The 23,540-nt window shown below is 41.9% G+C and carries 27 protein-coding genes and 1 other annotated feature; of the genes, 2 read left to right on the top strand and 25 right to left on the bottom strand.

All coding sequences use genetic code 11. The features are described from left to right. Nucleotides 1-511 precede the first annotated feature (511 nt). On the top strand, nucleotides 512-1,660 hold the full coding sequence (locus KHA99_RS24070; RefSeq protein ID WP_213120032.1) for an IscS subfamily cysteine desulfurase: 1,149 nt from the start codon (nucleotides 512-514) through the stop codon (nucleotides 1,658-1,660). Between the two features lie 53 nt (nucleotides 1,661-1,713). Next, nucleotides 1,714-2,253, top strand: coding sequence for a transcription repressor NadR (locus KHA99_RS24065; protein ID WP_213120031.1), 540 nt, complete (start codon nucleotides 1,714-1,716; stop codon nucleotides 2,251-2,253). A gap of 42 nt (nucleotides 2,254-2,295) precedes the next feature. Here KHA99_RS24065 and pheA read toward each other — a convergent pair whose 3' ends face one another. The 25 genes from pheA to KHA99_RS23940 all read right to left on the bottom strand — a co-directional run bounded on the left by pheA (nucleotide 2,296) and on the right by KHA99_RS23940 (nucleotide 23,528). Beyond that, nucleotides 2,296-3,150 (bottom strand): prephenate dehydratase, encoded by an 855-nt coding sequence (pheA, locus tag KHA99_RS24060; RefSeq protein ID WP_213120030.1) that lies wholly within the window; start codon nucleotides 3,148-3,150, stop codon nucleotides 2,296-2,298. Between the two features lie 59 nt (nucleotides 3,151-3,209). Beyond that, nucleotides 3,210-3,665: a transcriptional regulator ThrR gene (thrR, locus tag KHA99_RS24055; RefSeq protein ID WP_372447635.1), complete on the bottom strand. Its 456-nt coding sequence runs from the start codon at nucleotides 3,663-3,665 to the stop codon at nucleotides 3,210-3,212. 23 nt (nucleotides 3,666-3,688) lie between these two features. Beyond that, nucleotides 3,689-4,981 carry a GTPase ObgE gene (obgE, locus tag KHA99_RS24050; protein ID WP_213120028.1) on the bottom strand — a complete coding sequence of 431 codons (1,293 nt, stop codon included), beginning with the start codon at nucleotides 4,979-4,981 and terminating at the stop codon, nucleotides 3,689-3,691. 63 nt (nucleotides 4,982-5,044) lie between these two features. Beyond that, a complete protein-coding gene (locus KHA99_RS24045) occupies nucleotides 5,045-5,575 on the bottom strand; it encodes a sporulation initiation phosphotransferase B (protein WP_213120027.1) in 531 nt (176 codons plus the stop codon). 190 nt (nucleotides 5,576-5,765) lie between these two features. Then, a complete protein-coding gene (gene rpmA / locus KHA99_RS24040) occupies nucleotides 5,766-6,056 on the bottom strand; it encodes a 50S ribosomal protein L27 (protein ID WP_213120026.1) in 291 nt (96 codons plus the stop codon). Nucleotides 6,057-6,068: 12 nt separating this feature from the next. Then, nucleotides 6,069-6,401: a ribosomal-processing cysteine protease Prp gene (locus tag KHA99_RS24035; RefSeq protein WP_213120025.1), complete on the bottom strand. Its 333-nt coding sequence runs from the start codon at nucleotides 6,399-6,401 to the stop codon at nucleotides 6,069-6,071. A 15-nt stretch (nucleotides 6,402-6,416) separates the two neighbouring features. Continuing rightward, entirely contained in the window at nucleotides 6,417-6,725 is a 309-nt protein-coding gene (gene rplU, locus KHA99_RS24030) for a 50S ribosomal protein L21 (RefSeq protein WP_213120024.1), read from the bottom strand. Between the two features lie 13 nt (nucleotides 6,726-6,738). Continuing rightward, nucleotides 6,739-6,820, bottom strand: a sequence feature (ribosomal protein L21 leader region). 35 nt (nucleotides 6,821-6,855) lie between these two features. After that, nucleotides 6,856-8,301: an Rne/Rng family ribonuclease gene (locus tag KHA99_RS24025; protein WP_213120023.1), complete on the bottom strand. Its 1,446-nt coding sequence runs from the start codon at nucleotides 8,299-8,301 to the stop codon at nucleotides 6,856-6,858. Nucleotides 8,302-8,422: 121 nt separating this feature from the next. Next, nucleotides 8,423-9,292 carry a M50 family metallopeptidase gene (locus KHA99_RS24020; protein WP_213120022.1) on the bottom strand — a complete coding sequence of 290 codons (870 nt, stop codon included), beginning with the start codon at nucleotides 9,290-9,292 and terminating at the stop codon, nucleotides 8,423-8,425. Then, nucleotides 9,285-10,070, bottom strand: a complete 786-nt coding sequence (locus tag KHA99_RS24015) for a M23 family metallopeptidase (protein WP_213120021.1) — start codon at nucleotides 10,068-10,070, stop codon at nucleotides 9,285-9,287. Before KHA99_RS24015 ends, KHA99_RS24020 begins: the two co-directional genes overlap by 8 nt. A gap of 109 nt (nucleotides 10,071-10,179) precedes the next feature. Next, nucleotides 10,180-10,983 (bottom strand): septum site-determining protein MinD, encoded by an 804-nt coding sequence (gene minD, locus KHA99_RS24010; RefSeq protein WP_213120020.1) that lies wholly within the window; start codon nucleotides 10,981-10,983, stop codon nucleotides 10,180-10,182. 1 nt (nucleotide 10,984) lies between these two features. Next, nucleotides 10,985-11,665, bottom strand: coding sequence for a septum site-determining protein MinC (minC, locus tag KHA99_RS24005; protein ID WP_213120019.1), 681 nt, complete (start codon nucleotides 11,663-11,665; stop codon nucleotides 10,985-10,987). A gap of 198 nt (nucleotides 11,666-11,863) precedes the next feature. Further along, on the bottom strand, nucleotides 11,864-12,382 hold the full coding sequence (mreD, locus tag KHA99_RS24000; protein ID WP_213120018.1) for a rod shape-determining protein MreD: 519 nt from the start codon (nucleotides 12,380-12,382) through the stop codon (nucleotides 11,864-11,866). Next, nucleotides 12,379-13,260, bottom strand: coding sequence for a rod shape-determining protein MreC (gene mreC, locus KHA99_RS23995; protein WP_213120017.1), 882 nt, complete (start codon nucleotides 13,258-13,260; stop codon nucleotides 12,379-12,381). The genes mreD and mreC overlap by 4 nt, the downstream gene beginning before the upstream one ends. Before the next feature lie 92 nt (nucleotides 13,261-13,352). Next, nucleotides 13,353-14,375, bottom strand: a complete 1,023-nt coding sequence (locus KHA99_RS23990) for a rod shape-determining protein (RefSeq protein WP_213120016.1) — start codon at nucleotides 14,373-14,375, stop codon at nucleotides 13,353-13,355. A gap of 149 nt (nucleotides 14,376-14,524) precedes the next feature. Further along, nucleotides 14,525-15,214 (bottom strand): RadC family protein, encoded by a 690-nt coding sequence (radC, locus tag KHA99_RS23985; RefSeq protein ID WP_213120015.1) that lies wholly within the window; start codon nucleotides 15,212-15,214, stop codon nucleotides 14,525-14,527. A gap of 44 nt (nucleotides 15,215-15,258) precedes the next feature. Next, nucleotides 15,259-15,831: a Maf family protein gene (locus KHA99_RS23980; protein ID WP_213120014.1), complete on the bottom strand. Its 573-nt coding sequence runs from the start codon at nucleotides 15,829-15,831 to the stop codon at nucleotides 15,259-15,261. A 238-nt stretch (nucleotides 15,832-16,069) separates the two neighbouring features. Further along, complete coding sequence (locus tag KHA99_RS31435; RefSeq protein WP_213120013.1) at nucleotides 16,070-17,134, bottom strand: SPOR domain-containing protein; 1,065 nt, start codon at nucleotides 17,132-17,134, stop codon at nucleotides 16,070-16,072. Between the two features lie 132 nt (nucleotides 17,135-17,266). Then, entirely contained in the window at nucleotides 17,267-18,103 is an 837-nt protein-coding gene (locus tag KHA99_RS23970; protein ID WP_213120012.1) for a hypothetical protein, read from the bottom strand. Next, nucleotides 18,100-18,909: a PilN domain-containing protein gene (locus KHA99_RS23965; RefSeq protein ID WP_213120011.1), complete on the bottom strand. Its 810-nt coding sequence runs from the start codon at nucleotides 18,907-18,909 to the stop codon at nucleotides 18,100-18,102. The genes KHA99_RS23970 and KHA99_RS23965 overlap by 4 nt, the downstream gene beginning before the upstream one ends. Further along, complete coding sequence (gene pilM, locus KHA99_RS23960) at nucleotides 18,909-19,904, bottom strand: type IV pilus biogenesis protein PilM (protein WP_213120010.1); 996 nt, start codon at nucleotides 19,902-19,904, stop codon at nucleotides 18,909-18,911. The genes KHA99_RS23965 and pilM overlap by 1 nt, the downstream gene beginning before the upstream one ends. Nucleotides 19,905-19,929: 25 nt before the next feature. Beyond that, entirely contained in the window at nucleotides 19,930-20,682 is a 753-nt protein-coding gene (locus tag KHA99_RS23955; protein ID WP_213120009.1) for a prepilin peptidase, read from the bottom strand. Further along, on the bottom strand, nucleotides 20,682-21,137 hold the full coding sequence (locus KHA99_RS23950) for a prepilin-type N-terminal cleavage/methylation domain-containing protein (RefSeq protein ID WP_307852156.1): 456 nt from the start codon (nucleotides 21,135-21,137) through the stop codon (nucleotides 20,682-20,684). The genes KHA99_RS23955 and KHA99_RS23950 overlap by 1 nt, the downstream gene beginning before the upstream one ends. Nucleotides 21,138-21,280: 143 nt before the next feature. Next, nucleotides 21,281-22,486, bottom strand: a complete 1,206-nt coding sequence (locus tag KHA99_RS23945) for a type II secretion system F family protein (protein ID WP_213120008.1) — start codon at nucleotides 22,484-22,486, stop codon at nucleotides 21,281-21,283. Beyond that, entirely contained in the window at nucleotides 22,479-23,528 is a 1,050-nt protein-coding gene (locus KHA99_RS23940; RefSeq protein ID WP_213120007.1) for a type IV pilus twitching motility protein PilT, read from the bottom strand. Before KHA99_RS23940 ends, KHA99_RS23945 begins: the two co-directional genes overlap by 8 nt. Between the last annotated feature and the right edge of the window lie 12 nt (nucleotides 23,529-23,540).

The raw sequence follows: 23,540 nt of genomic DNA, 5'->3' as shown, positions 1-23,540 counted from the left end.
CGTAGAACGGCTATACGTGACCAGGGCTCCGGTTTTTTAACAAAGTCGGGCACGTAGAACGGCTATACGTGACCAGGGCTCCGGTTTTTTAACAAAGTCGGGCACGTAGAACCACTCTACGTGACCAGGGCTCCGGTTTTTTAACAAAGTCGGGCACGTTGAACCACTCTACGTGACCAGGGCTCCGGTTTTTCCACGAGGTCGGGCACGTAGAACCACTCTACGTGACCAGGGCTCCGGTTTTTTAACAAAGTCGGGCACGTAGAACCACTCTACGTGACCAGGGCTCCGGTTTTTCCACAAAGTCGGGCACGTAGAACCACTCTACGTGACCAGGGCTCCGGTTTTTTAACAAAGTCGTGCACGTAGAACCACTCTACGTGACCAGGGCTCCGGTTTTTCCACGAGGTCGGTCACGTAGAACCAACTCTACGTGACCAGGGCACCGGTTTTTTCACGATGTCGGGCATGTAGTAAACATATTTTTCTATTAAACTAAGGGAGTGCAAAAATGAAATATTTTGATTATGCTGCCACAACCCCGTTGGATCCAGAAGCAGCAGAGATTTTTGTAAAGGCTTCGACCGAGTTCTTTGGTAATTCCAGCAGCCTCCATGATATCGGGGGACAATCTGCTGCATTGCTTGAGCATTGCCGGGAAGAAATGGCCCAGCTTTTGGGCGTGGATAAACAGGGTTTGTTTTTTACAAGCGGGGGTTCTGAAGGAAATTTCTTAGCTATTGAGGCATTATTATCTGCTCCAAAAAAACAAGGCAAACATATCATTGCTGGAATGGCGGAGCACTCGTCCGTCCATGGAATCTTGAAACGGCTTGAAAAAGATGGTTATTCTATTACCTATTTACCATTCAATTCATCCGGGGTGATTGATCCTGAAAATCTATTAAATGCCATCAAACCGGATACCATTCTTGCTGCCATTCAGCATGTTAATTCTGAAATAGGCACCATCCAGCCCATCGAGCAGCTTGCAAAAATCTGCACTGAGCACGATATCCATTTTCATACCGATATGGTCCAGTCCTTTGGAAAAATTGATGTACGAAACATTACTCCTTTGGTAGGCAGCTTTTCTTTTTCCGGACATAAAATTTACGGTCCAAAAGGAATTGGAGGGGCGTATGTTAATCCAAAAATTGGATGGAATCCGTTTTTTCCGGGGACTTCTCATGAAAAAGGATTTAGACCCGGCACTGTTAATGTGCCTGCAATTGCCGCGATGACCACCGCAGCCCAGAAAATTACGGGCAGAATTCAAGAGAATGCGCGAAGATTTGTTGAACTCCGGCACGCTATTCTTAACGCCCTTCAACCTATCAGTGAACGAGTCCACGTCTATCAGGCTGAAGGCGATTCACAGTTGCCGAATATCATCGGCATGCGGATTTCCGGCATCGAGGGCCAATGGATGATGCTTGAATGCAACCGGTTGGGTTTTGCAATATCAACCGGAAGTGCCTGCCAGATTGGCATGCTGACGCCTGCAAAGGTCACCCAGGCATTGGGGCTGACAATTGATGAATCGAAGGAATTTATCCGTATCTCATTCGGCCATCCCACAACGATGAATGAAATCGAAGCTTTGGGCGCAGGGATATTGAAAATTGCCAATGAATTTGCGGTCTCATCTGTTATTTAATTAGGCGAAATTATGTTAGAATAGGTTCACAGATATCAAACGGGAGGGTTTTTATGACGGAGCAAAAGAAAATCTTAGGAGAGGAAAGGAGGACTCTGATATTAAAACTGCTAAAGGAAAGTGCTTCTCCTCTAACTGGAAGCGACCTTGCTGCTAGAACTAATGTAAGCAGGCAGGTCATCGTAGGCGATATCACTCTCCTTAAAGCGAAAAATGAACCGATAATTGCGACAAGTCAAGGGTACATGTATTTTAGCCAAGCTCCCGGCGCCCATGTTTTCGAAAAAACAATTGCCTGCCGACATAACCCAGAGGATACGGAAAAAGAGCTGTATATTTTTGTTGACAATGGCGTGACCGTAAAGGATGTTAGAATTGAGCATGCTGTTTACGGGGACTTAACAGCTTCGATTATGGTTTCGAACCGGCAGGAAGTGAAGCAGTTTATCGAAAGAATTCGCAGCAATAAGGCAGCTTTTTTATCGGAACTGACAGATGGCATCCATCTGCATACAATTTCTGCTTCTAGTGAGGAAGCAATAACGCGTACGGAGGCGGCCATGAAGGAAGCCGGATTTTTGATGGAATTTTAAAAGGACTCGTCGGTTGACGGGTCCTGATTTTTCTTTATTGTACTAGCTCATCTCAACCATCACCGAAGGATAACTCCCCAACAGCTTCACGCCGCAGCCCAATGCTTCCAACTCAGCCATGGCCCCTGGAATTAACACTTCATCAAGATTCATTTCTAAATCAATAATGAAAAAGTAATTACCGATACCGGTTTTCATTGGTCTAGACTCTATTTTCGAGAGGTTAATCCGTCTCCACGCAAATGCAGACAGAACCTGATGCAGCGCACCTGCCTGGTCTGATGGAAGAGTAACCATTAAGGTCGTTTTATGGTGAGCTGAGCCACTCAAGCCCTTCAATTCAGTTTGTTCCTTTGCTAAAACAACAAATCGAGTATGGTTATAATCAAAATCATGGATATTTCTCCGGACAATAGAAAGACCGTATTCCTCAGCAGCAAGCTCATTTGCAATAGCGGCAATATTAGCCTCTGGTGTTTCCATCACCATTTTAGCAGCCGCCGCGGTGGATGACACACTTTCAAATGGAACACCTTTTAATTGCGTATGTAAAAATTTATGGCACTGGGCAATCGCATGCGAATGGCTATAGACTTTTGAAACCTGGTGCCAGTCCGAGGCATTTGAAGGATGAACCATTAAATGCTGCTTAATGGGAAGCGTAATTTCGCCAATAATCGGAAGATCGACTTCCTGGGTTAAATAATCAAGGGTAATATTGACGGACCCTTCGAGCGCATTCTCAAGCGGAACAACAGCGAAATCCACTTCCTGTTCAACAACAGCATCCATGCATCCCGGAATCGTCTGGAACGGTATATGTTCAAATCCCGAAAAAACTCTTCTTACGGCTATCTCTGTGAATGTCGCCTTTGGTCCTAAGTATCCTACCTTCACTTTTCTCTACTCCCTTTCTAAAAAGAAAGCTGAGAGCCGGGCCAGTGAACTTTTGTTCACTATGCACCTGTTCCCAGCACTTCAACTTTTTCTACAAATTCTAGCTTTCTCAGTTCGGCCAGCAAAGAATCTATATCATGAACCATACCTGCAGTGTTTAATGAAAGTGTAACATTAGCTCGCCCCATAAGCGGAATCGTTTGGTGAATCGTTAGAACATTGCAGCCTGAACCCGCAACAACACTTAACAGTTTTGACAGGGTTCCGGAACGGTCCTCCAAATGGAAAAATAGCGACATAATCCGGTCCTTTGAAACCGAAGAAAAAGGAAAGACAGTGTCTCTATATTTATAAAAAGCACTTCTACTTAAATCCACCTTTTGAACTGCATCCCCAATGGATTCAGCCTTCCCTCTTTCCAGCATGTCCTTCGCTTCGATGGTTTTCTTCATCGCATCCGACAGAACATCCTCACGGACCAAATAAAATTTTTTATCAAAGTTAGCCATGCTCATCTCTCCCTCTTAGGGACCTCAACTTATTCTAAAAACTCAAATTCAAATTCCAGCAGCCTCACGATATCCCCATCTTTTGCCCCTCTTTTTCTTAAGGCATCGTCAACCCCAAAGCCGCGGAGCTGGCGTGAAAAACGGCGCACAGATTCATCCCTTGAAAAATCAGTCATCTTAAACAGCCTTTCAATTTTCTCACCTGAAAGGACAAATGCTCCATCCGGGTCTCTTGTAATGTTAAACGCATCAGCATCGGCTTCGTGTTTATATACAACGCGGTGAACACCTGTTTCCTCTTCTTCTTCATGCTGAAGCGGGAATTCCGGTGTTTCCTCAATCTTATCAGCAACGGCAAACAACAGCTCGCGGAGGCCTTTCCGCGATAGTGCAGAAATCGGAAAAATCGGGTAATCCTCCTGCAGCTTCTCTTTAAATTTTTGCAAGTTCTCTTCTGCATCAGGCATATCCATTTTGTTCGCGACGATAATCTGCGGACGCTCAGTTAAACGGAGATTGTATTCTTGCAGTTCCCGGTTAATCGTTAGATAGTCCTCATACGGGTCCCTGCCTTCAGTTGCCGCCATGTCAATGACATGGACGATGACTCTTGTCCGTTCAATATGACGTAAGAATTGGTGCCCTAACCCAACACCCGCATGTGCCCCTTCAATAAGGCCAGGCAGGTCGGCCATGACAAAGCTGCGTCCATCTTCGGTTTCAACCATTCCGAGATTAGGAACGATGGTCGTAAAATGATATTCCGCAATTTTTGGCTTGGCTGAAGATACAACTGACAACAATGTCGACTTTCCAACACTTGGGAATCCAACAAGACCAACATCAGCAAGGAGCTTTAATTCCAAGATCACATCGCGCTCCTGGCCCGGTTCACCATTTTCGGCTATCTCAGGTGCAGGGTTTGCTGGAGTCGCGAATCTTGTATTACCGCGTCCGCCGCGTCCGCCTTTGGCGATAACTGCACGCTGACCATGCTCAACTAAATCGGCAATGACCTCATTTGTAGCCGCATCCATGACAACCGTTCCAGGCGGCACTTTAACAATCATATCCTTGGCGCCTCTTCCGTGCTGCCCCTTGGACATGCCATGCTCGCCCCGAGGTGCCTTAAAATGGCGCTGATAGCGGAAATCCATCAGCGTCCGCAAGCCTTCTTCTACTTCAAAAACTACATTAGCACCTTTACCGCCGTCGCCTCCAGCGGGACCGCCATTAGGTACATATTTCTCACGGCGAAACGCAACCATTCCGTTACCGCCATCGCCGCCTTTTACATAAATTTTTACTTGATCGACAAACATGTTGATCCTCCCGTCGTACTTTGAAATAACTGATGAATGCGACGAGATCGCAAGTGCTTACCTCTATTTAACAGCAGGCATAAACACCTCTAACGCGAATTCGCTTTCGGTAAATTCCTTTACGGTCACCTCTTGTGATCCGGACAGGAATTTTTCAATCAGTTCCTTATTATTTATTATCCCGCGAAAATCAAAAAAGAAACGAATTCCATCCGACTGCGGTTCAATTGTTATGGATAAATGGTTTTCTTGAAATGCTTCAATCGCCTGATTTAAACCGGTAAAAAGGGATTTTGTCCATTCAGTCAATTTGAAGTCATTAATCTTTATGTACTCAGAATCCTCAAAAACCTCATATTCTAGCTGAAAGGAATGACTTTCCCAATTAGCTGTAAATAATAATGAGGCAAATTGCGGAAGTCCCAGATTAGACAGCTTTGTCTCATGCTGTGCCTCCACTACAATTTCCGTTATGACCTCTTTAACCCGGTCAATTCGATTTAAGTCGAGGTTACCTTTGATGAGCTGCAGCTTATTTAACCAATCATGTCGTGAATGCCGCAGCACTTCGATAATATCCCATTCTTTCTCCATGCGTACTCTCCCAATCCTTTATCGGAAACTATTTTCTGTTAGTATATCAAAAAAACAACCATGAGTAAGCAATTTTTATGTTGAATGATACGATTTGGAGAGGCAAAAGTGCAATGATGATGAATAAACAGGTGAGGTGTTAAGGTAAAAAGAAAACTCTAACCGTTATGGTTAGAGTTTTCTAGTAACTTTAAGCTTCTTGAGCTACTGGATATACGCTCACTTTTTTGCGGTCACGACCTAAGCGCTCAAATTTTACAACGCCGTCGATTTTCGCAAATAGAGTGTCGTCTCCGCCGCGGCCAACGTTTTCACCTGGGTAAATCTTAGTACCGCGTTGACGGTATAGGATAGAACCACCAGTTACGAATTGACCGTCCGCACGCTTAGCACCAAGGCGCTTTGCGATTGAGTCACGTCCGTTCTTTGTAGAACCTACTCCCTTTTTAGAAGCGAAAAACTGAAGATCTAATCTTAACATTTGTTCCACCTCCTACTGTTTGAAGGTTAATTTTATGTGCTTTCCGTACTCCTGTTCAATCCCTTGGAGTGAGACAATCATCGCCTCAAGCAATAACTGTACTTTCTCTTGTGTTTCGTTTGAAATATTCTCTGGAAACGTACATTGGAGAAAGCCGCCATTCCCTTGTTTAACTTGTGCTTTGACTCCCGTAAGAGCCTCGATGGCATTAACTGTTCCAAATGAAACAGCCGATGCACCAGCACAAACAATATCTTGGCCATGTTTTGCAAAGTCAGCATGTCCGCTCATCGTAAAGGAGTGAACGAGTCCGTATTCAGTACGATTAATCGTAATGCGAATCATCTATTGCTCAACACCTTACGCGTTGATTTTTTCGATGACTACTTTAGTATAAGGTTGACGATGACCTTGCTTCTTACGGTTGTTTTTCTTCGCCTTGTACTTGAAAACAATGATTTTCTTTTGACGGCCTTGTTTTTCAACTTTAGCTGTAACAGTAGCGCCTGCAACAACAGGGCTTCCTACTTTTACATTTTCACCGCCAACGAAAAGAACCTTGTCAAAAGTAACTGTTTCGCCAGCTTCTGCATTTAGTTTTTCAATGTAGATAGCTTGACCTTCTTCAACTTTCACTTGCTTTCCGCCAGTTTCGATAATTGCGTACATGAACTGCACCTCCTTATAAACTCAGACTCGCCAAAAACAGGCGCTTATGCTAAGGCGTAAGACTTACTACCTGTCATGTGCGGTTGTAGCACGGGTGCGCTACAAACATAACATTAAAATCATACATAATTTAGACGAAAGTGTCAACAGCTTTTTGGGATATCTCATCCACTGGCCCGAATTGCTTCAATAAATAATAATGTGCTGGGACTGTGGTGGTTGTAAAAAACACCTTAAAATGAAGCATTTCTTCCAAGATTTCTAAATGGGGAAGGAGATGCTCTTTAACCTCTTTTGTCGTTTCTACCAGGACTGCTTCAAATTCAGAATAGCGATGCTCCAATAGCTCCCTTTCTAGTCGGAACGCTATCGTCTCTGCACTTAAGATTTTTCCAGTCCCCTCACATACCGGACACTTATCCTGCAACGCTTCCGACAAGGTAACCTTCGTTTTTTTTCTAGTCAGCTGCAGAATCCCTAGCAGCGTAAAGCCAATCACTTTCGTTCTCTTCTCATCCTTTGACAGTTCTTTTTCAAAAAGATTTAGAATCGATTGCTTGTCCGAATCACGATTCATGTCAATAAAATCAATAAGCACAATACCGCCAATATCACGAAGGCGCAGTTGTCTGACGATTTCTTTCGCTGCCAGCTGATTGGTTTTAAGCACGGTATCCTGATAGTCCGCTTTTCCGGAAAATTTCCCGGTATTTACATCAATAATGGTGAGGGCCTCTGTTTCATCAAAGATGAGATAGGCACCATGGTCAAGCCAGACAACCCGCTTTAGAGCTTTATCGATTTCATGCTCAATTTGGTGAGCGGAAAAGATATTTTCTTTTCCATTATAATAGGTGCAGGGATACTTTTCTTCGAGTAGTTTTTTGAATTCCAGATCATCTACGATGATTTCACCCGCCGACATTTTTTCGGCTTGATTTTGAATCATTTCGAGAAAGGTATCTTTTTGAAAAATTAGTCCCGGCTTTTTTAAGGTCGCAGCTTTTTTGGTAAATTCTTGATATTGTATACGCAGGCTGCTTAATTCTTCGCGGAGCTCATCTTCGGTTGCGGTAATGCTTGATGTCCGAAAAATCAGGCCTTCTTCTTCGGTTTTCATATGGTTGCCAGTCCGGCGGAGCTTTGCTTTTTGCTTTTCATCGGCAATTTTTTTCGATACCGCTACATAGCGCCCTTTTGGCATGTAAATCAGGCTTGTGCCTTGTATTTCAATAATGCCTGTTACTTTTGGACCCTTATTGCCTGTCGCATCCTTGTCAACCTGAACAAGCAGCTTTTCCCCTTGATGAACATAGGACGATACATTTCCTTGTTTTTCTGATGCTAACAAATATGTGGGAAGCTGATCACGATGTAAATAAGCATTCTTCTCTTCCCCGATATCGATAAAAACAGCATTCATCCCGGGCAGAACCTTTGTCACGGTCCCATAATAGATATTACCAACCAGCGATCGATGTTCTGGCCGGTCAAAAATAATCTTTTCTAGACGATTTCCACGGAGATAAGCGAAGCGCTTTTCCCGCCCTATGTAATTTATAATTAATGTTTCCAAACCTTGTTTCCTCACCTTTTTAAAAATAGCTTATTGGGTTAACCATTATTTTACCCAAAGTTACAGGAAAAAGCGCTCGTACCCACACGAGCGCTCCCTGCTTTCTATCTATTATACATTACTAATACAAAAAGAGAAGGTCACTAATTTTGTCGTTTAAACGTTTTTCTGTGAAATAGGCATGCAGCAGTTCATTTTCATCGAGAGTGCCTTTTTCCCTGCCGTCGACCTCGACAATTATAGGGTGCTTGCAGCCGCGCTGGAATTTTTCCAAAACGTTAATCAAAAGATCCTGCTCGTCTGCCTGGATGGGTTTCAAGGAGTCTGGACTTGATGATTTTTTCCCGTAATAACGTTCAAGTAAAAAGCGCATGAAAATAAAGCGCCGCTGCTTCCATTCGTAATAAAGCGAGAAGAATAAGAAGCCGATTACTACCCAAACATTGATGTGGGCTGGTGCTGTGGCTAATATTACAAATGAAAACATGCATAAACTGACGAAGGAAATCATCAGCGTGGTGCGATGGGCACTTGCAAAAGAATTTTTCAATGATAGCAGTAAAAATACCAGTTTCCCACCATCGAGCGGCCAAACTGGAAAAAGGTTAAAAATTAAAATCATCAGATTATATTCGATAAATAATGGAAATAAATCCTCGGGAAACAGGTTGAAATGAAGGAGGGCAAATGCCGCTGCCACCATCCAGACATGCTGGAGCGGACCTGCCAAGACGACAATCGCCTCTTCCTTTAATGGACGATTCCCGTGCTCATCCATCTCCGCGACCCCGCCAAATGGCAGGAGGGTGATTCTTTTGATTCTCCAGGAAAAAAAAGAAGCCGCCGCCGCATGCCCCATTTCATGTACGAAAATGATACCCAGGAGTAAACTCACTTCCATAAAATGGGCCGTGGCGATTGATAGTGCAATGACTAACCATAACAGCGGGTGGATGTGAACATGCCGGAGTAACTCGATCGATTTATTCAAGACGAATCACCTGAATTGGGTCGATGAACTCTTCGCCTTTTTTAACAGCAAAATAATACTGGCCTTTTGTTTTGTCCTCTCCCCCTGAATCAGAAACTGTCCCCACCACTGCTCTTTTATCGATATATTCATAGAGTTTGACCTTGATATCTTTTAAATTCCCATACCATGTTTCTGTTCCATCGGAATGCTGGATCACGACGGTTTTCCCGATGCCTTCTTTTTCTCCAGCATCCATGACAAACCCGTCACTGATTGCTTGGACCGCCGCTCCTTTGCCAGTCTCAATCATAATTCCCTGGCCGTTCTTTTCAAAGTTCTCAAGAATTTTTCCTGTAACAGGCACAGCCCCTTTTTGGACCTGCTCTTTCGCATCCGATTTGTCTTTTTCAGAAAAAGGCAACAAAGCAAGCGGCTTGCCGAACTTATCTTCATACCACTTAGAAACAACAGCAAACTTGAAATCTTGATCCATCGTTTTTAGGACGACGTCCCTCGCCGGCTGAAATGTGGCCGATTGATTGCGGAACATAATTGCCACCACTAGGAACAAGAGAATGGATGCTAAAATTTTGAAAAAGAAGACTTCCTTTTTAAATAAAGGGTGTCCATCATCATCATCGCCACCTGTAGACGGGGGAATATAATTATATTCGTATTTTTCTTCATCACCTGGCCATAACAAATTCCGTTCTGGCGCACTTGCCTTGCTGCTGCCCATCTCTTTTTTTCTCTTTGCGATTCGCCGCCGTATTTCATCCGGAGTAGACCGCGCCATACTCATCAACCCTTTTCACACAGTTTGTACAAGTTTATGTAGAGTTTTAATAGAGTATGACAAGCATATAAAAAAGCCCGTCCGCAGATCTTGTGAACAGGCTTTGATTTTATCGAACTCCAAAGAATTTCTTCAGTTTTGAAAATACACCTTTATTTTGATCTTCGAGTGATTGAAGCGGGATGGACTCTCCGAGAATTCTTCTTGCGATGTTTCGGTAGGCGATCGATGCCTTGCTGTTTGGGTTTAGTGCAATCGGCTCACCATGATTGGAGGCTTTGATGACCTCTTCATCGTCAGCAACAATGCCAATCAGTTCGATTGATAAATGTTGGGTAATTTCATCGATATCAAGCATATCACCGGTCTTCATCATATGATTGCGAATTCGGTTGACGATTAACCTTGGCGGCTCCATATCTTTTTCTTTTTCTAAAAGTCCGATGATCCTGTCGGCATCGCGGACAGCAGAAACCTCCGGCGTGGTAACCACAATGGCTTTATCCGCACCAGCCACGGCATTCTTATAGCCCTGCTCGATTCCGGCCGGGCAATCGATGATTATGTAGTCATAGTCCTGCTTTAACTCAGTAATTAACTCTTGCATCTGCTCGGGTGTAACAGCTGACTTATCGACAGTCTGCGCTGCCGGAAGCAAATACAAAAGGCCGTCAAATCGCTTATCCTTAACGAGTGCCTGATGGGTTTTGCATCTTTTTTCAACCACATCGACTAAATCATAAATAATTCTATTTTCTAACCCCATTACGACATCTAAGTTTCGAAGGCCGATGTCCGTATCTATTAAGCATACTTTCTTTCCCTGAAGAGCCAGCGAAGTGCCGATATTAGCAGAGGTTGTTGTTTTGCCGACGCCGCCCTTACCAGATGTAATTACGATTGCTTCTCCCACTTTAATGTCCCCCTTCTAATCTCGTTAAATTAGGCCTTAAATGATTTAAAGCTTGTAATCTATCGATAATAATATAATGGTTCTCATTTATGTAAGCACATTCCATTTCTCTGTGCTCATTAGCAGGATTCGAATCTGGGGATCTATTTATATATTCGCCGATTCTTAGCTGCGATGGCTTCATGCTCGAAGCGGCAATGACTGCCTGTTCATTGCCAAAACACCCTGCATGAGCAACTCCTTTGAGGACACCCATTATAAAAATATTCCCGCCCGCAATCACGGTTCCACCTGGATTCACATCGCCAATTAACAGTAAATCCCCTGGTACTCTTAATACCTGCCCGGAACGGACGATTCTTGAAACCGTTACGACCTCGTTTTCTTCCTTTAGACGATTGGCTTCTTCCTTCGTAATCACATTTGATTCAATATCATCCACCATTAAGTTTTTCTTTTGGCGGATTAATTCTTTTAGTTCTTCCTTTTGTCCGTCCGTTAAATAGCGATTGCCAATATCCACTTTCACAGAAATTAAGTGGCGCTCCTCCTCCGTTCTAGAGTTGGCGGAGAGCTTTTGGTCCAGTTCTTGCTTTAATTCCTCATAGGAACAGGTATCATCCAGATGAAGGACAAGTCCGTCCTTTGTTCCTTTTATTGTAACATTTTGCCGATTTTTCATGGAGAATTTTCACCTCAAAATACAAAAACAATTTCGGATTTAAGCCATTATTTTCCAAATCCAAATCATAAACATCCATCTTTAAAGAATTCGACACGAACTGTCCATTCTCCTTTTTAAAAAAAACATTCCCCAAACTTTGTTATTCAGGATAAAACTGTGAATGAGGAAGCGGCCATACCTGCCCCATTCCCCGATTCATAAATCCTCCCGCAGTGCTTCGGCATGTTTTTCAAAGCCGCGTTTTAAAGGATAGGCTGCTATCAGGAGAAAAGTTCCATTTAATATAAGAGTGGGATAGAAACGCAAATTGACAAAGCTCATAAAATCAAGATTTGTCACATGAATTAAATAATTAATTTCATACACGCCCGCTTCTAACAGCGCAACTCCCAAAAGGGAAACGAAGAAAGCGACAACGATATTGGACTGAATCACCTGCATAACCTTTGCTGCTAGGTAGCAGATAAATGGAAACAAGAAAAAATAGATGCCAATAATTTCGACATATACGATATCAAATAAAAGTCCAAAGATGGCCGCATAGATAATCCCTTGATTTTTCCCAACATATATTGTCAAAAAAAGCAGAGTGGCAAACAGGAACCGCGGAACTAGTATACGGTTTCCAAAGGACTCAGCGGGCAAAAATTGAACAAACAGACTTTCAAAAATAAAAAGGAGCAAAAACAAAAGAGGGAGAAAGAATTTCCTCACAAGTCTTCCTCCTTCCCAGATTTCATCACACTTTCCTCGGGGCTTGTCATTAACCTTTTAATGACCATGACATTTTCAATATCGTAAAAGTCCGCTCCCGGCTTCACTAGTGCGGTTTGATTTAAGCCATATTGGTCCGGTTTCACCTCTTCTACCTTTCCAATCATCAACCCCTTAGGAAAAACACCGCCCATTCCTGAGGTGATGACCGTCTGCCCTTTTTCCACCTTTGCTCCTGATGGAATTGCTTTAACGAGAAGCATTTTTTGTTTATCATCAAAGCCCTGAACGAATCCGTAAACCTCGGTTTCCCCCTGAATCACAGCAGAAATCCTGTTTTTCGGGTCCATCGCACTCAATAGCTGCACTGTTGAGCTAAATTGGGTGACGTTTTTCACCTTTCCAATCAATCCTGTTGCTGTTACAACAGCCATATTTTTTTTAATTCCATCTAACTTGCCTTTATTGATAATAATCATTTCATGCCAACGATCAGGATTTCTGCCAATAACTGTTGCCGGCATTGGTTCCAAATCTCTCAGGGTCTTTTTTTCATCGAGAACGTCACGTAATTCTTTGTTGTCTTTTTTCAGTTCTTGAACTTCTGCTTCAAGGCTGGCAATTTTTTCAACGCGTGATTTTAATCCCTTATTCTCATCATATGTATCTTGCAAATCCTGAAGATTTTCAAAAAAGCCCGCAACATACTGGGCAGGCCTTGAAACCAGGGATTGAACCCAACCGGTGGTGTCTTTGACGAACTGTTCCGGCCAGGTAAGTTTACTTCTCTCCCTTAAAGAAAACCCAATCAATGCCACGAGAACAATGATGCTGACGAGCAAAATGATCAAACGCTTATTCAAAAAGAACTGTGGCATGATATTACACCTCTATTTTTTTCATTGTCCAGCTCCAGCGCCTAGGGGCTCGGGGTCATAAGCCCCTGAACAAGGCGCTTCCGCTTTTCTCTTTATCTAGAATCTTTAGCTTTATTTTTAAATAAATGGATATGATCTAAAGCTTTTCCTGTGCCGATTGCCACGCAATCGAGCGGGTTTTCTGCAATCAGGACAGGCATTTTTGTTTCCTCGCTAATAACACGGTCAATATTGCGCAGCAGCGCCCCGCCGCCCGTGAGGACGATGCCGCGGTCCATAATATCGGCAGCCAATTCCGGTGGTGTTTTTTCAAGCGTATTCTTCACTGCTTCAACAATGGCATAAACAGTATCACTTAAAGCGGAGGCAATTTCCTTAGCGGAAATTTCAATTGTTTTTGGCAAACCAGTCAGAAGGTCACGGCCGCGAATCTCCATGTTATCGATACCTTCAGGCGTGCCTGCAGAACCGATTTCCATTTTGATTGTTTCCGCAGTTCGGTCACCGATCATCAAATTATATGTTTTTCTAATATAGGAAATAATCGCCTCATCCATCTCATCACCGGCAACACGGATTGACTGGCAAGTAACAATTCCCCCTAAAGAAATAATCGCTACTTCCGTTGTACCTCCGCCGATGTCTACAACCATGCTTCCCGTCGGTTCCCAGACTGGAAGGTTGGCACCAATAGCGGCAGCAAACGGCTCTTCAATTGTGTAAGCATCCTTTGCTCCCGCTTGTCTTGTTGCATCGATAACCGCTCTCTCTTCAACTGCGGTAATCCCTGATGGTACACAGACCATCACATACGGCTTACCGGCGAAAAAGCCTTTATTCTTTTGGGCTTCGCGGAATAAATGCTTCATCATAATAGCTGTTATTTCAAAATCAGCGATGACGCCATCCTTCATTGGGCGAACGGCCACCACATTTCCCGGAGTCCGGCCTATCATGTTTTTTGCGTCATTTCCAACCGCAACTATGTGTTTTGTATCTGTTTGCATGGCCACCACAGATGGCTCCCTTGTGACAATCCCTTTCCCCTTTACATAGACAAGGGTGTTGGCAGTTCCTAAATCTATCCCAAGATCCTTTGTTCCAATTCCAAACATAACGTTGTATCTCCCTTTCTGATACTAAATGCACTGTCCTAAGGCAGGTGTTTATCGTAAAAATTTCAAAAAATTGTAACGTACATAAATAGGCAGTCCTAAAAAATCATAAACAATATTATAGCCTAACGTCAAATAAAATAATAGCATTACAAATATCCTTTTTCCTTCAAGCTGACAAACTTATTTTCCCCGATGATGATGTGATCAAGGAGATCGATGCCAATGATCTTGCCGCATTCTACCAGCCGCTTTGTCACTTCAATGTCCTCCCGGCTAGGCGCGGGGTCACCGGATGGGTGATTGTGAAGAGCAATAATGGATGCAGCAGACCGCTTTAATGCCTCCCGATATACCTCACGCGGGTGAACGATGGAAGCGTTTAAGCTGCCAATAAATACCGTTTGCTTATGCATGACCTGATTCTTGGTATTTAAATACAAGCAGACAAAATGCTCCTGCGACAGAAAACGCATATCGTTCATGACATACTTGGCCCCGTCTTCCGGCGAGCGGATCACATAGCGGTCATTATATTCCAAATTGGCAATTCTCCTGCCAATTTCAACAGCCGCCAGAAGCTGAATCGCTTTCGCCGAGCCAATCCCTTTTATTTCGGTAATTTCCTCTAAAGTGGCCGCTTTTAAAAGCCTTAAACCCTCAAAATGAGTTAAGAGGCGATTCGATAATTGCAACACTGATTCATCCTTCGTTCCGGTACGAAGCAATATTGCAATTAACTCGTGATTGGATAAACTTTGCGGGCCATGCTGGATAAACCGTTCTCTTGGCCGTTCATCTTGCGGGAAATCACGAATCATTAATGTGTCGCTTGACATTACTTTTCCCTCCCTTAATGTCGGGAGTTAATGTTAGAAAAAAATTAATACGGCAAATGATAGCCTAACCGTTTCAATTCCCTAATTGTTCTTGCAACCGGCAGGCCGACAACCGCAAAATAGTCCCCATGGATTTTTTTGACAAGCATGCTTCCAAGCTGCTGAATGCCATATGCCCCTGCTTTATCAAGCGGTTCACCGCTTTTCACATATGACCGTATTTCATCATCCGTTAACTCCCAAAACCAAACATCTGTTTTTTCATAAAACTTTGTAGAGCTAGTTGGAGATAGAATTGAAACACCTGTAAATACTTCATGCTGACTGCCTGAAAGGATTTTTAACATCTGTACAGCTTCCGCCTCATCAGCTGGCTTTCCCAAGATTTGATTATTTGCAACCACAATCGTGTCGGAACCAATCACAAAGGCATCCCTGTTTTCTTTAAAAACAGCCTGGGCCTTGCGTTCCGCCAATTCCATTACGACTTCTTCCGGAGAAAGCTTGGGGTCAAAGCTTTCATCCACATCACTGCTTGAAATTGCGAATGTTAAATGGAGATTTTCTAGAAGTTCTTTTCGCCGTGGAGAAGAAGAGGCTAAAATGAGGTTCTGCATTTCATCACCTTACCTTTTTTTGCAACGCTTTAGGGAGATACAACTTAATCGTATCAAAAAAGAGCGGTGCAAACAATTTTTATATTATTAAATTTTGAAGAAATTTGTCAGATTATACAACTTTTATCAATATTTGCCGAATAGCGTGCTATAAAAAGCCCGCCGTCTATTCGGCAGGCTTTATTTTGCAATAATTTCCCGGAAAATATCGAGCGGTGGTTTAGTTTGTCAAAAGATGCTACAACGAATTATAAATGGACAGGAAGTTCAACAAATGCTGCTCAGCTTCAAGCAGGCTTTTTGTATCCTTGGACTTTTGAAAAGCTTTTACCTTTTCGTCAGCACCCACTAACTCTAATTTCATTTTATTGATATTTTCATTTTTAATATTGTTTATTTTGAGTTTTTCACTTTTACCAGCATCTGCAGAAACGCTGCTCGAAACAAGCGCTCCAGAAACCTGGGTTGAAAGAGATTGATAAATACTAGGAAGTGATTCGATAAAACTCTTTTCATTATCTGTAAGGTTTGAAAGCTTCTTTTCATCTAGCATCAATTGTTTCGCGAAGGCCCCCTCGGCACCCTTATCTTTGTATTTGGTACTTATTGATTTGGCCGTTTCAAGCGAATCCGCCACGCTTAAAAATAAATAAAACTTGCCGCCGATTTCTACCTGTTCAGAAGGAATACCTTTAGACTTTAATTGTTTAGCAGTATCCTCTGCACCTGCTTTCGAGGTAAAAACACCGCCTTGGACTACATAGGTGTTCAACTGTTCGATAGCTGCTGATGCTGCTTTATCCGTTGTTTCCGGTTGTTCTTTTCCATTTCCTGTTTCTCCAACCACATTTGGTTCGGTGACAGCTTTTTCACCCGATTCCGTTATGACTAGCTTCAGCATAAAAAAACCAATCGTTAATCCAATGAGAATCGCAAAAACGGCGGTAATGACAATAGATCCTATCGGCCGACGATTGTTTTTGTTGGAAAAACTAGCAAATGACATCAAAGACTTTTTAGGTTTGCTGTTTTTAAAGTTTTGGGAATTGGCTATTGTAAATTCCTCTACATCATTTTCAGAGGATTCAGGAATAATCCAATCAAAGCTTTCTTCGATTGATTCCTGAGCCGCTGCTGCTTCATTGACTCCTTCTGATTCGTGTAATTCTGAATCTATTTTTATTTCGTTTGGAATAGGTTCTGGTGTAGGTTCCGGCGCAATTTTTTGGGGTTCTTCACGAAAGGATTTGGGTTCTCCATTTAATTTAATCGTGATAGTATTGCCCTTTTTAGGCTTGTCCACTATACGCTCTCCTTTCTATTCGACAGTAATATGTTCCATCCTAACATACCGGCAAAAAAAAATAACAAGACTTTTGTCGTCTTGTTATCTTAGAGTTTCGTCAAATTATTTATAAGTTCGGCATACTTTTAATTATGGTTGAGTTGTTGCCGTTTCAGGAAACTGGCTTAATGGATTATCTTTACCTGCAGGGGCAGGTGCCTCAATTTTTGGCAGTTGTCCAGCAAGATCAGTTAAACCGGGCATATAGAATGCAGATAGTGTGAGCGAATAGCTTAACGGCTGCTTCTCTTGATCAAGCTTAGTGACCTCTTCTCCGCCTGAATAGTTAATCGCCTCAACTACAACAATTCGAGGTAAGGATTCCAACGTTTCGATGAATTTTTCTAAGTCTCCATAAGTCTGCGATTCCACTTGGAGTTGAACAGTTATCTTTTTTAATCCGTTCGGAGCAGCCGCTGCAGCTGGCTGCTGAGCAGCAGATTGATTATTGGTACCCGGATTAGTTGCAGTTTGAGTTTGCGATGGAGATTGATTTTGAGCATTCGCTTGATTTGTTGTGCCTTGATTTTGTGCTGCTCCTTGATTCGTACCATTGTTAGCTGCAGCAGTTTCGCTAGCTGGTGGTGCCACATCGGCATCTTTTGTGAAACTCATGGATTTTATTTGACTGTTAGAAACTGTTTCAGCTTTTTCTAAATCCAAAAGAAATTGTTCCTGCAGCGGCATCACTGGCAGCTGCTTTTGCAATTCGTTTGTATTTTCAGGTTCTGTCTTTTGGGAATCAGTCTGTTTCTTACTCATTATATCTAACAGTTTTTGTTCAGTCTTTTGTTCTTGCTGCTTTGATGCTAAATCTGATTTCAAAGGAATTAGCGATAGGAACTGGGCATAGACAAAAACCAGAATTATTATTAGCAAACCAGCCCCAACGATGATTTTATCTAATTTTGAGAGGCGAGACTTCATGATCCAGTCCCCCCTTCATCCTTCTTCTTGCTCAAATCAGTTTTGATCACATCTTTATTAAACTTTATTTCAAATTGCCCAAGATATCTTGGAAGAATATTATTATCAGGTTGGGTAGTTGTGACATTAGCTGCGTCACCTGAATTATTTGCGGTACTTGTTGCTGGATCTGTTGCAGTAGCCTGACCTGCAGGTTCTGTACTTTGATTTCCTGTGTTTGCAGTGTTTGAACTAGCCGTATTTTGATTATCCACCGTTGTAGTGGTACCTGTGCTTTGACTGCTTGTATTAGTTGTGGTATTTTGCGCTGTAGTCCCAGTGGTTTCCTTAGACTCGACAGCAGTTAAAGAATTAAGACTGGCATCTGCAATCCACTTTGAATCCTTTAAGTTATCTAGGAAATACGCAGCCTCCCTAGCGCTGTCAAATTGAACACTAAGTGTGACAGTCCCTGCCTCAGTATAAGCAAAGGATTGAATAAACCCGCGTTCTGGCAATAGCGAAGTAAGGTGTCTCATTACTGGTACTGTTTGAATAGGATAGTTTTTCGCCCAATCAACGGCTGATTTTAATGTTCCAGCAGAAGATGCTACTTGTGCTTGACTAGCATTTTGCTGCTGTTTATCTGCAAGCTTTTTTGTCATCGCAATTTGACTATCAACAGCTTCCAAATCACTTTTAACAGACTGAATTTGCCAAAAGTAAATACCGCCTATGAGCACTAATACTGCAACTATAGATGTTAAATAAATAATATTGAATTTTTTGGGCTCTTTTTGAGGAAGCAGGTTAATTTCTACTAACATCATTGCACCTCTTTTAAAGCAAGACCTAAAGGCAGTATTAAATTAGCCGGTACACTAAACGGTTTACTCTTTGCTTCCTTTTCGATATTGATTAGTTCAATAGGAATTTCAAATCTTTCCATCATTTCTTCATAAATTGCCATAAGCATCGGATGGTCGCCATTTAATAAAAATTTTGTGACATCGTGCTTTTCACTATTAAGGGAATACCTGTAAAAATCCAACAACTTATTTATTTCTTTAAAAATATCTTCAAACTGAAGAACCAAATCATCCGGTTCACCCGTATATTTGCAAACCATTAAACCAAGTACATCTCTAGAAATCTCCCATTTGTCATAATCAAACGGTAAAGCAAAATGACGCATAACTAACGGTACTGTATCATCAAAGATACACAAATTTACGCTCGTTAAATCAAATTGGACCGTAAATAGCACTTCATTCTCGCCAGCCTGTTCTAAATGATGATATAGGCGATAGAGAGATAGTGGCGAGATATCTGCAGCAACAGGATTTAACTTAAGGCTTGTGAGTAAATCGACATACTCCATCACGTTCTGTTCCGGCGCTGCAAATAACAGCAAGTCCTTTGTCTTGCCGTTCTCTGGAAGCGAGTAATAGTCGAATACTGGTTCCTCGAACGGTAAATGTATACTAGAACCTAGCTCTAAATAAAGATACCCCTTAATTTCATCTTCTTGCACATCAGCAGGAATTGATACTTTCCGAATAATGACAAGCGGATCTGGAACAATAAAGCGAATCGAACGTCTGCGAATTTTCCATTCATCAATACATTCCTCAACAATGTTTGAAAGTGAATCAATATCGACGATTTTTCCATCCGTAATAATTCCAGGCGGCAAGAAGCGTTCATTCCACCTTTGCGGTGTAGGGGGATTCGCTTGTTTCAATTCTAAAAAGCGAACCGAGTGGTCATTTATTACTAAGTTGATTATTCGGTTTTTAGTTGAGAAGAGGGAAAATGCCATATCATGAACCCCTTATGAAAAATCCTTATAAAAGAATTTGAAAATATAAATCAATCAGATCCCAACCCCAAAAATAGGCTGTCAAAGTACCAGCTGCAATAAAGGGACCAAATGGAATCGGCTGGCGTTTTTTTACAATTTTAAAAAGTTGAGCTAATCCGCCAATTACAGCACCGTACAATGTTGAAAGAAAGAATGATAAAAGAACTAGTTTAAACCCTAAGACTAGACCGAGCAGGGCGTAAAGCTTTACATCTCCAAAGCCCATACCGCCTTTGCTGACGATCATAATAATAAACAGCAGTAAAAACCCAGTGACAGCACCTATTGCACTATCCCACCATGGGTCTAACGGCATAATAATTCGTTCCAATAAAAAAATCCCTGCAAACCAAATTAAAATTTTATCAGGGATGATCATATAATGAATATCAGATACGATGATAATTATAAACATTGAAATTAACGTTAAAGCAACGAATAATTCTCCAGACCATCCAACCAAGTATGGTGCAGCTGCAAACAAGACTCCGGTCAGTAATTCAAAAAATGGATAGATAGGAGAAATCCGCGACTGACAGCCGCGGCATTTCCCCTTTTGAAGCATATAAGATAAAACCGGAATAAGTTCTAATGGGGTCAACTGATGCCCGCATGTTGGACATGATGATCTTGGTTTTACGATTGATTTCTTTAATGGTACTCTTAGGCCTACTACGTTGAAGAAGGAGCCTAGGAGGAGGCCATAGATAAATAATAAAATTTTGTAAGTAAGCATTATTTATTTACTAATTCATTCTCTAATGCATATCCAGCATTTTTGGCTGTACCTTTAACAACTTTAACAGCATCATGATTAGTAATTGAATAAGTATATTTCCCTGATGTAGCGTCGAAAGACACTTTTACAACAAAGTCACCATCCTTAACCCGTTCAAGATAATCTCCTAATTTTATCGGGGTAGATGCAGTTGTTACACCTGTTACAGCTCCACCATCTTTAGATAAGAATATCTCTGTATCAGGTTTATTATCGGCAACATATAATTTTGCAGCATTGATTACAAGTAAAGCATCTTGTACTTTTGCCTTATTATCCGATTTAGTAATTACATTCCCAATCGCAGGAATTGCAATCGCAGCGATAATCCCCAAAATAACAATAACTGCAAGCAATTCAATTAGAGTAAAACCTTTTTGTTCTTTCATTTTTAATTTTAATGCTTGTACCATTTTTCCGCTCCCTCTGGTTCTATGAACCTAGTAATATTTCTCTATGAGTATACAATATATGACAGGAATAAAAAAGAGATTTTTTATCAAATTTTGTCTCAAAATATGGAATATTGTAATGTTTAACAGAAAATTTACATTTCTTAGCTCATTTGGTCGAACATTGAGAACATCGGCATCATAATCGATAGAACAATTACCCCGACAATCCCTGCTAGAAAGACAATCATGATTGGTTCAATTAATGACTTAAGCCGATCTGTTCCGGCTTCGACTTCTTGTTCATAGAAATCAGCAATTTTTGACAGCATTGCGTCTAAAGCCCCAGTTCCCTCTCCAATCGAAATCATTTGTGTCACAAGAGGAGGAAAGGCCCAGTGATCATTCATTGGCTCTGTCATGGAGCGGCCCTTCTCAAGAGAGTTTCTAGATTCACGAATAACCCTTGAAATCACTTCATTTTCAACTACTTTTTCTACAATTGCCATTGATTGAAGAATAGGAACAGAGCTAGAAAATAGAGTGCTTAGTGTCCGCATCATTCTCGCTAATTGGGCTTTTTGCATCATTTTGCCGAAAACCGGCATTCTTAAAAGAGCATAATCTAAATAGTATTTAGTCTGCTTATTTTTTCTCATAAACGTAAAGAATAGGTAAATAGCAATAAATAAGAGTAAAACAATCCACCAATAGGATTTCATAAATTCGCTTGACGCTAAAACGAACTTCGTGATTCCGGGAAGCTCTGCGTGCATGTCTGCAAACATGGTTACAAATTTAGGGACAACTCCTACTAGCAAGAAGATAACTGCAAAGATAGCTATAATACCTATTACAAGCGGATAAGTAAGTGCTGAAACAACCTTTTGCCTTGTGTGATGCTGTTTTTCAAAATCTTCTGCGAGTCGCTCGAGAGTCTCATCTATATTACCACTAACTTCTCCTGCTTTTACCATATTAACAAACATCGAATTAAATACCTTCTTATGCTTAGAAACAGCATCAGAAAACGGGTTCCCTTCACGAAGTTCCTGCTCTACATCCAGTAAAATTCGCTTTAATGCTTTACTTTCTGTTTGCGCAGCAAGTACGGATGTGGCTTCAACGATAGTAACTCCAGCCTTTAATAAGGTGGCAAATTGCCGGATATATATGACAAAGTCCTGAAGTTTGACAGGATTACCAATCGTTAGTTCCATAGTCATAAGAGTTTCAGGCACTTCCTTCATTTCGACAACCCTTATACCATCATCTTTAAGCTTAACCATCGCCTCCCGTCTAGAAGCGGCAGTAACAGTGCCCTGCTTTTTGCCACGCTTATCACGGCCTGAATATTTAAACCTAGGCATCCTGCATCATCTTTTCGTGGAGGTATTTTGTTGCAGCTTCTTTTTCAATTAAATTACGGTCAAGCAAGTCTCGAATGCTCATTTCAAGTGTATGCATTCCCTGGGCACGAGAGGTTTGCATTGTACTTGAAATTTGGTGAATTTTTTCAGCCCGAATGAGGTTGGCAATTGCCGGATTATTTACTAAAATCTCCGTTGCCGCTTTCCGTCCCTTTTTACCAACCGTCGGAAATAAGCGCTGAGAAATAACGCCTACTAAAACGGATGCAAGCTGTACTCTTATTTGCGGTTGCTGCGCCGGAGGGAAAACGTCAATAATCCGGTTAATTGTTGCCGGAGCACTTGAGGTATGAAGGGTCCCTAGGACTAAGTGCCCTGTTTCTGCTGCCGTAATGGCAATACCGATCGTTTCTAAGTCACGCATTTCCCCAACTAAGATCACATCCGGGTCCTGACGGAGTGCCCCTTTTAAACCATTGGCATAGGATTTCGTATCAAACCCAACCTCACGCTGGTCAATAATGGAATTGCCATGTTTATGAAGATACTCGATTGGATCTTCCAGGGTAATGATATGCTTTCGCATTGTTCGATTCATATAATCAATCATCGATGCTAGGGTCGTTGATTTACCACTTCCAGTAGGTCCTGTTACGAGAATCAATCCTTGAGGCTTTTCCATTAGCTTAGGAACAATGTCAGGCAAATCTAACTCTTCAATCGTTGGCGTTTTTGACGCGACCACACGAAGCGCAAGAGCAACACTCTTCCGTTGATGGTAGGCATTGACACGGAAACGTGATACGCCAGGAATCCCATATGAGAAATCCAGTTCTCCCTTTTCCTTAAATAAGTCATACATGTTTTCAGGGACAATCGCTTTGGCAATTGCTTCTGTATCCGCAGGTAACAACATGTCCTTCCCATAGCGCTTAATATCTCCATTAATACGGAAAACAGGGGGCACTCCCACGGTTAAATGGATATCAGATGCTTTAAATTCAAGTGCGGCTCGTAATATATTGTCGATTCTTTCTTTCATATGTTCGAACTC

It is taken from the genome of Neobacillus rhizophilus (assembly GCF_018343535.1).
GTDB classification, from domain to species: Bacteria; Bacillota; Bacilli; order Bacillales; family Cytobacillaceae; genus Neobacillus; species Neobacillus rhizophilus.
This window is presented reverse-complemented; position numbering and strand designations above follow the sequence as displayed.

Excerpts from the sequence above, each read along its gene's own strand:
- KHA99_RS23965 (WP_213120011.1), bottom strand. The coding sequence starts at position 18,909 with ATGTTAGTAGAAATTAACCTGCTTCCTCAAAAAGAGCCCAAAAAATTC.
- rplU (WP_213120024.1), bottom strand. The coding sequence starts at position 6,725 with ATGTACGCAATTATCGAAACTGGCGGAAAGCAAGTGAAAGTTGAAGAA.
- KHA99_RS23990 (WP_213120016.1), bottom strand. The coding sequence starts at position 14,375 with ATGTTTGGAATTGGAACAAAGGATCTTGGGATAGATTTAGGAACTGCC.
- KHA99_RS24015 (WP_213120021.1), bottom strand. The coding sequence starts at position 10,070 with ATGGCGCGGTCTACTCCGGATGAAATACGGCGGCGAATCGCAAAGAGA.
- KHA99_RS23970 (WP_213120012.1), bottom strand. The coding sequence starts at position 18,103 with ATGAAGTCTCGCCTCTCAAAATTAGATAAAATCATCGTTGGGGCTGGT.
- KHA99_RS23950 (WP_307852156.1), bottom strand. The coding sequence starts at position 21,137 with ATGGTACAAGCATTAAAATTAAAAATGAAAGAACAAAAAGGTTTTACT.
- KHA99_RS23945 (WP_213120008.1), bottom strand. The coding sequence starts at position 22,486 with ATGCCTAGGTTTAAATATTCAGGCCGTGATAAGCGTGGCAAAAAGCAG.
- KHA99_RS23940 (WP_213120007.1), bottom strand. The coding sequence starts at position 23,528 with ATGAAAGAAAGAATCGACAATATATTACGAGCCGCACTTGAATTTAAA.
- thrR (WP_372447635.1), bottom strand. The coding sequence starts at position 3,665 with ATGAGCATGGCTAACTTTGATAAAAAATTTTATTTGGTCCGTGAGGAT.
- KHA99_RS23955 (WP_213120009.1), bottom strand. The coding sequence starts at position 20,682 with ATGCTTACTTACAAAATTTTATTATTTATCTATGGCCTCCTCCTAGGC.
- KHA99_RS24070 (WP_213120032.1), top strand. The coding sequence starts at position 512 with ATGAAATATTTTGATTATGCTGCCACAACCCCGTTGGATCCAGAAGCA.
- mreC (WP_213120017.1), bottom strand. The coding sequence starts at position 13,260 with ATGCCACAGTTCTTTTTGAATAAGCGTTTGATCATTTTGCTCGTCAGC.
- KHA99_RS23980 (WP_213120014.1), bottom strand. The coding sequence starts at position 15,831 with ATGCAGAACCTCATTTTAGCCTCTTCTTCTCCACGGCGAAAAGAACTT.
- obgE (WP_213120028.1), bottom strand. The coding sequence starts at position 4,981 with ATGTTTGTCGATCAAGTAAAAATTTATGTAAAAGGCGGCGATGGCGGT.
- pilM (WP_213120010.1), bottom strand. The coding sequence starts at position 19,904 with ATGGCATTTTCCCTCTTCTCAACTAAAAACCGAATAATCAACTTAGTA.
- radC (WP_213120015.1), bottom strand. The coding sequence starts at position 15,214 with ATGTCAAGCGACACATTAATGATTCGTGATTTCCCGCAAGATGAACGG.
- KHA99_RS24045 (WP_213120027.1), bottom strand. The coding sequence starts at position 5,575 with ATGGAGAAAGAATGGGATATTATCGAAGTGCTGCGGCATTCACGACAT.
- minC (WP_213120019.1), bottom strand. The coding sequence starts at position 11,665 with ATGAAAAATCGGCAAAATGTTACAATAAAAGGAACAAAGGACGGACTT.
- rpmA (WP_213120026.1), bottom strand. The coding sequence starts at position 6,056 with ATGTTAAGATTAGATCTTCAGTTTTTCGCTTCTAAAAAGGGAGTAGGT.
- KHA99_RS24035 (WP_213120025.1), bottom strand. The coding sequence starts at position 6,401 with ATGATTCGCATTACGATTAATCGTACTGAATACGGACTCGTTCACTCC.
- KHA99_RS24065 (WP_213120031.1), top strand. The coding sequence starts at position 1,714 with ATGACGGAGCAAAAGAAAATCTTAGGAGAGGAAAGGAGGACTCTGATA.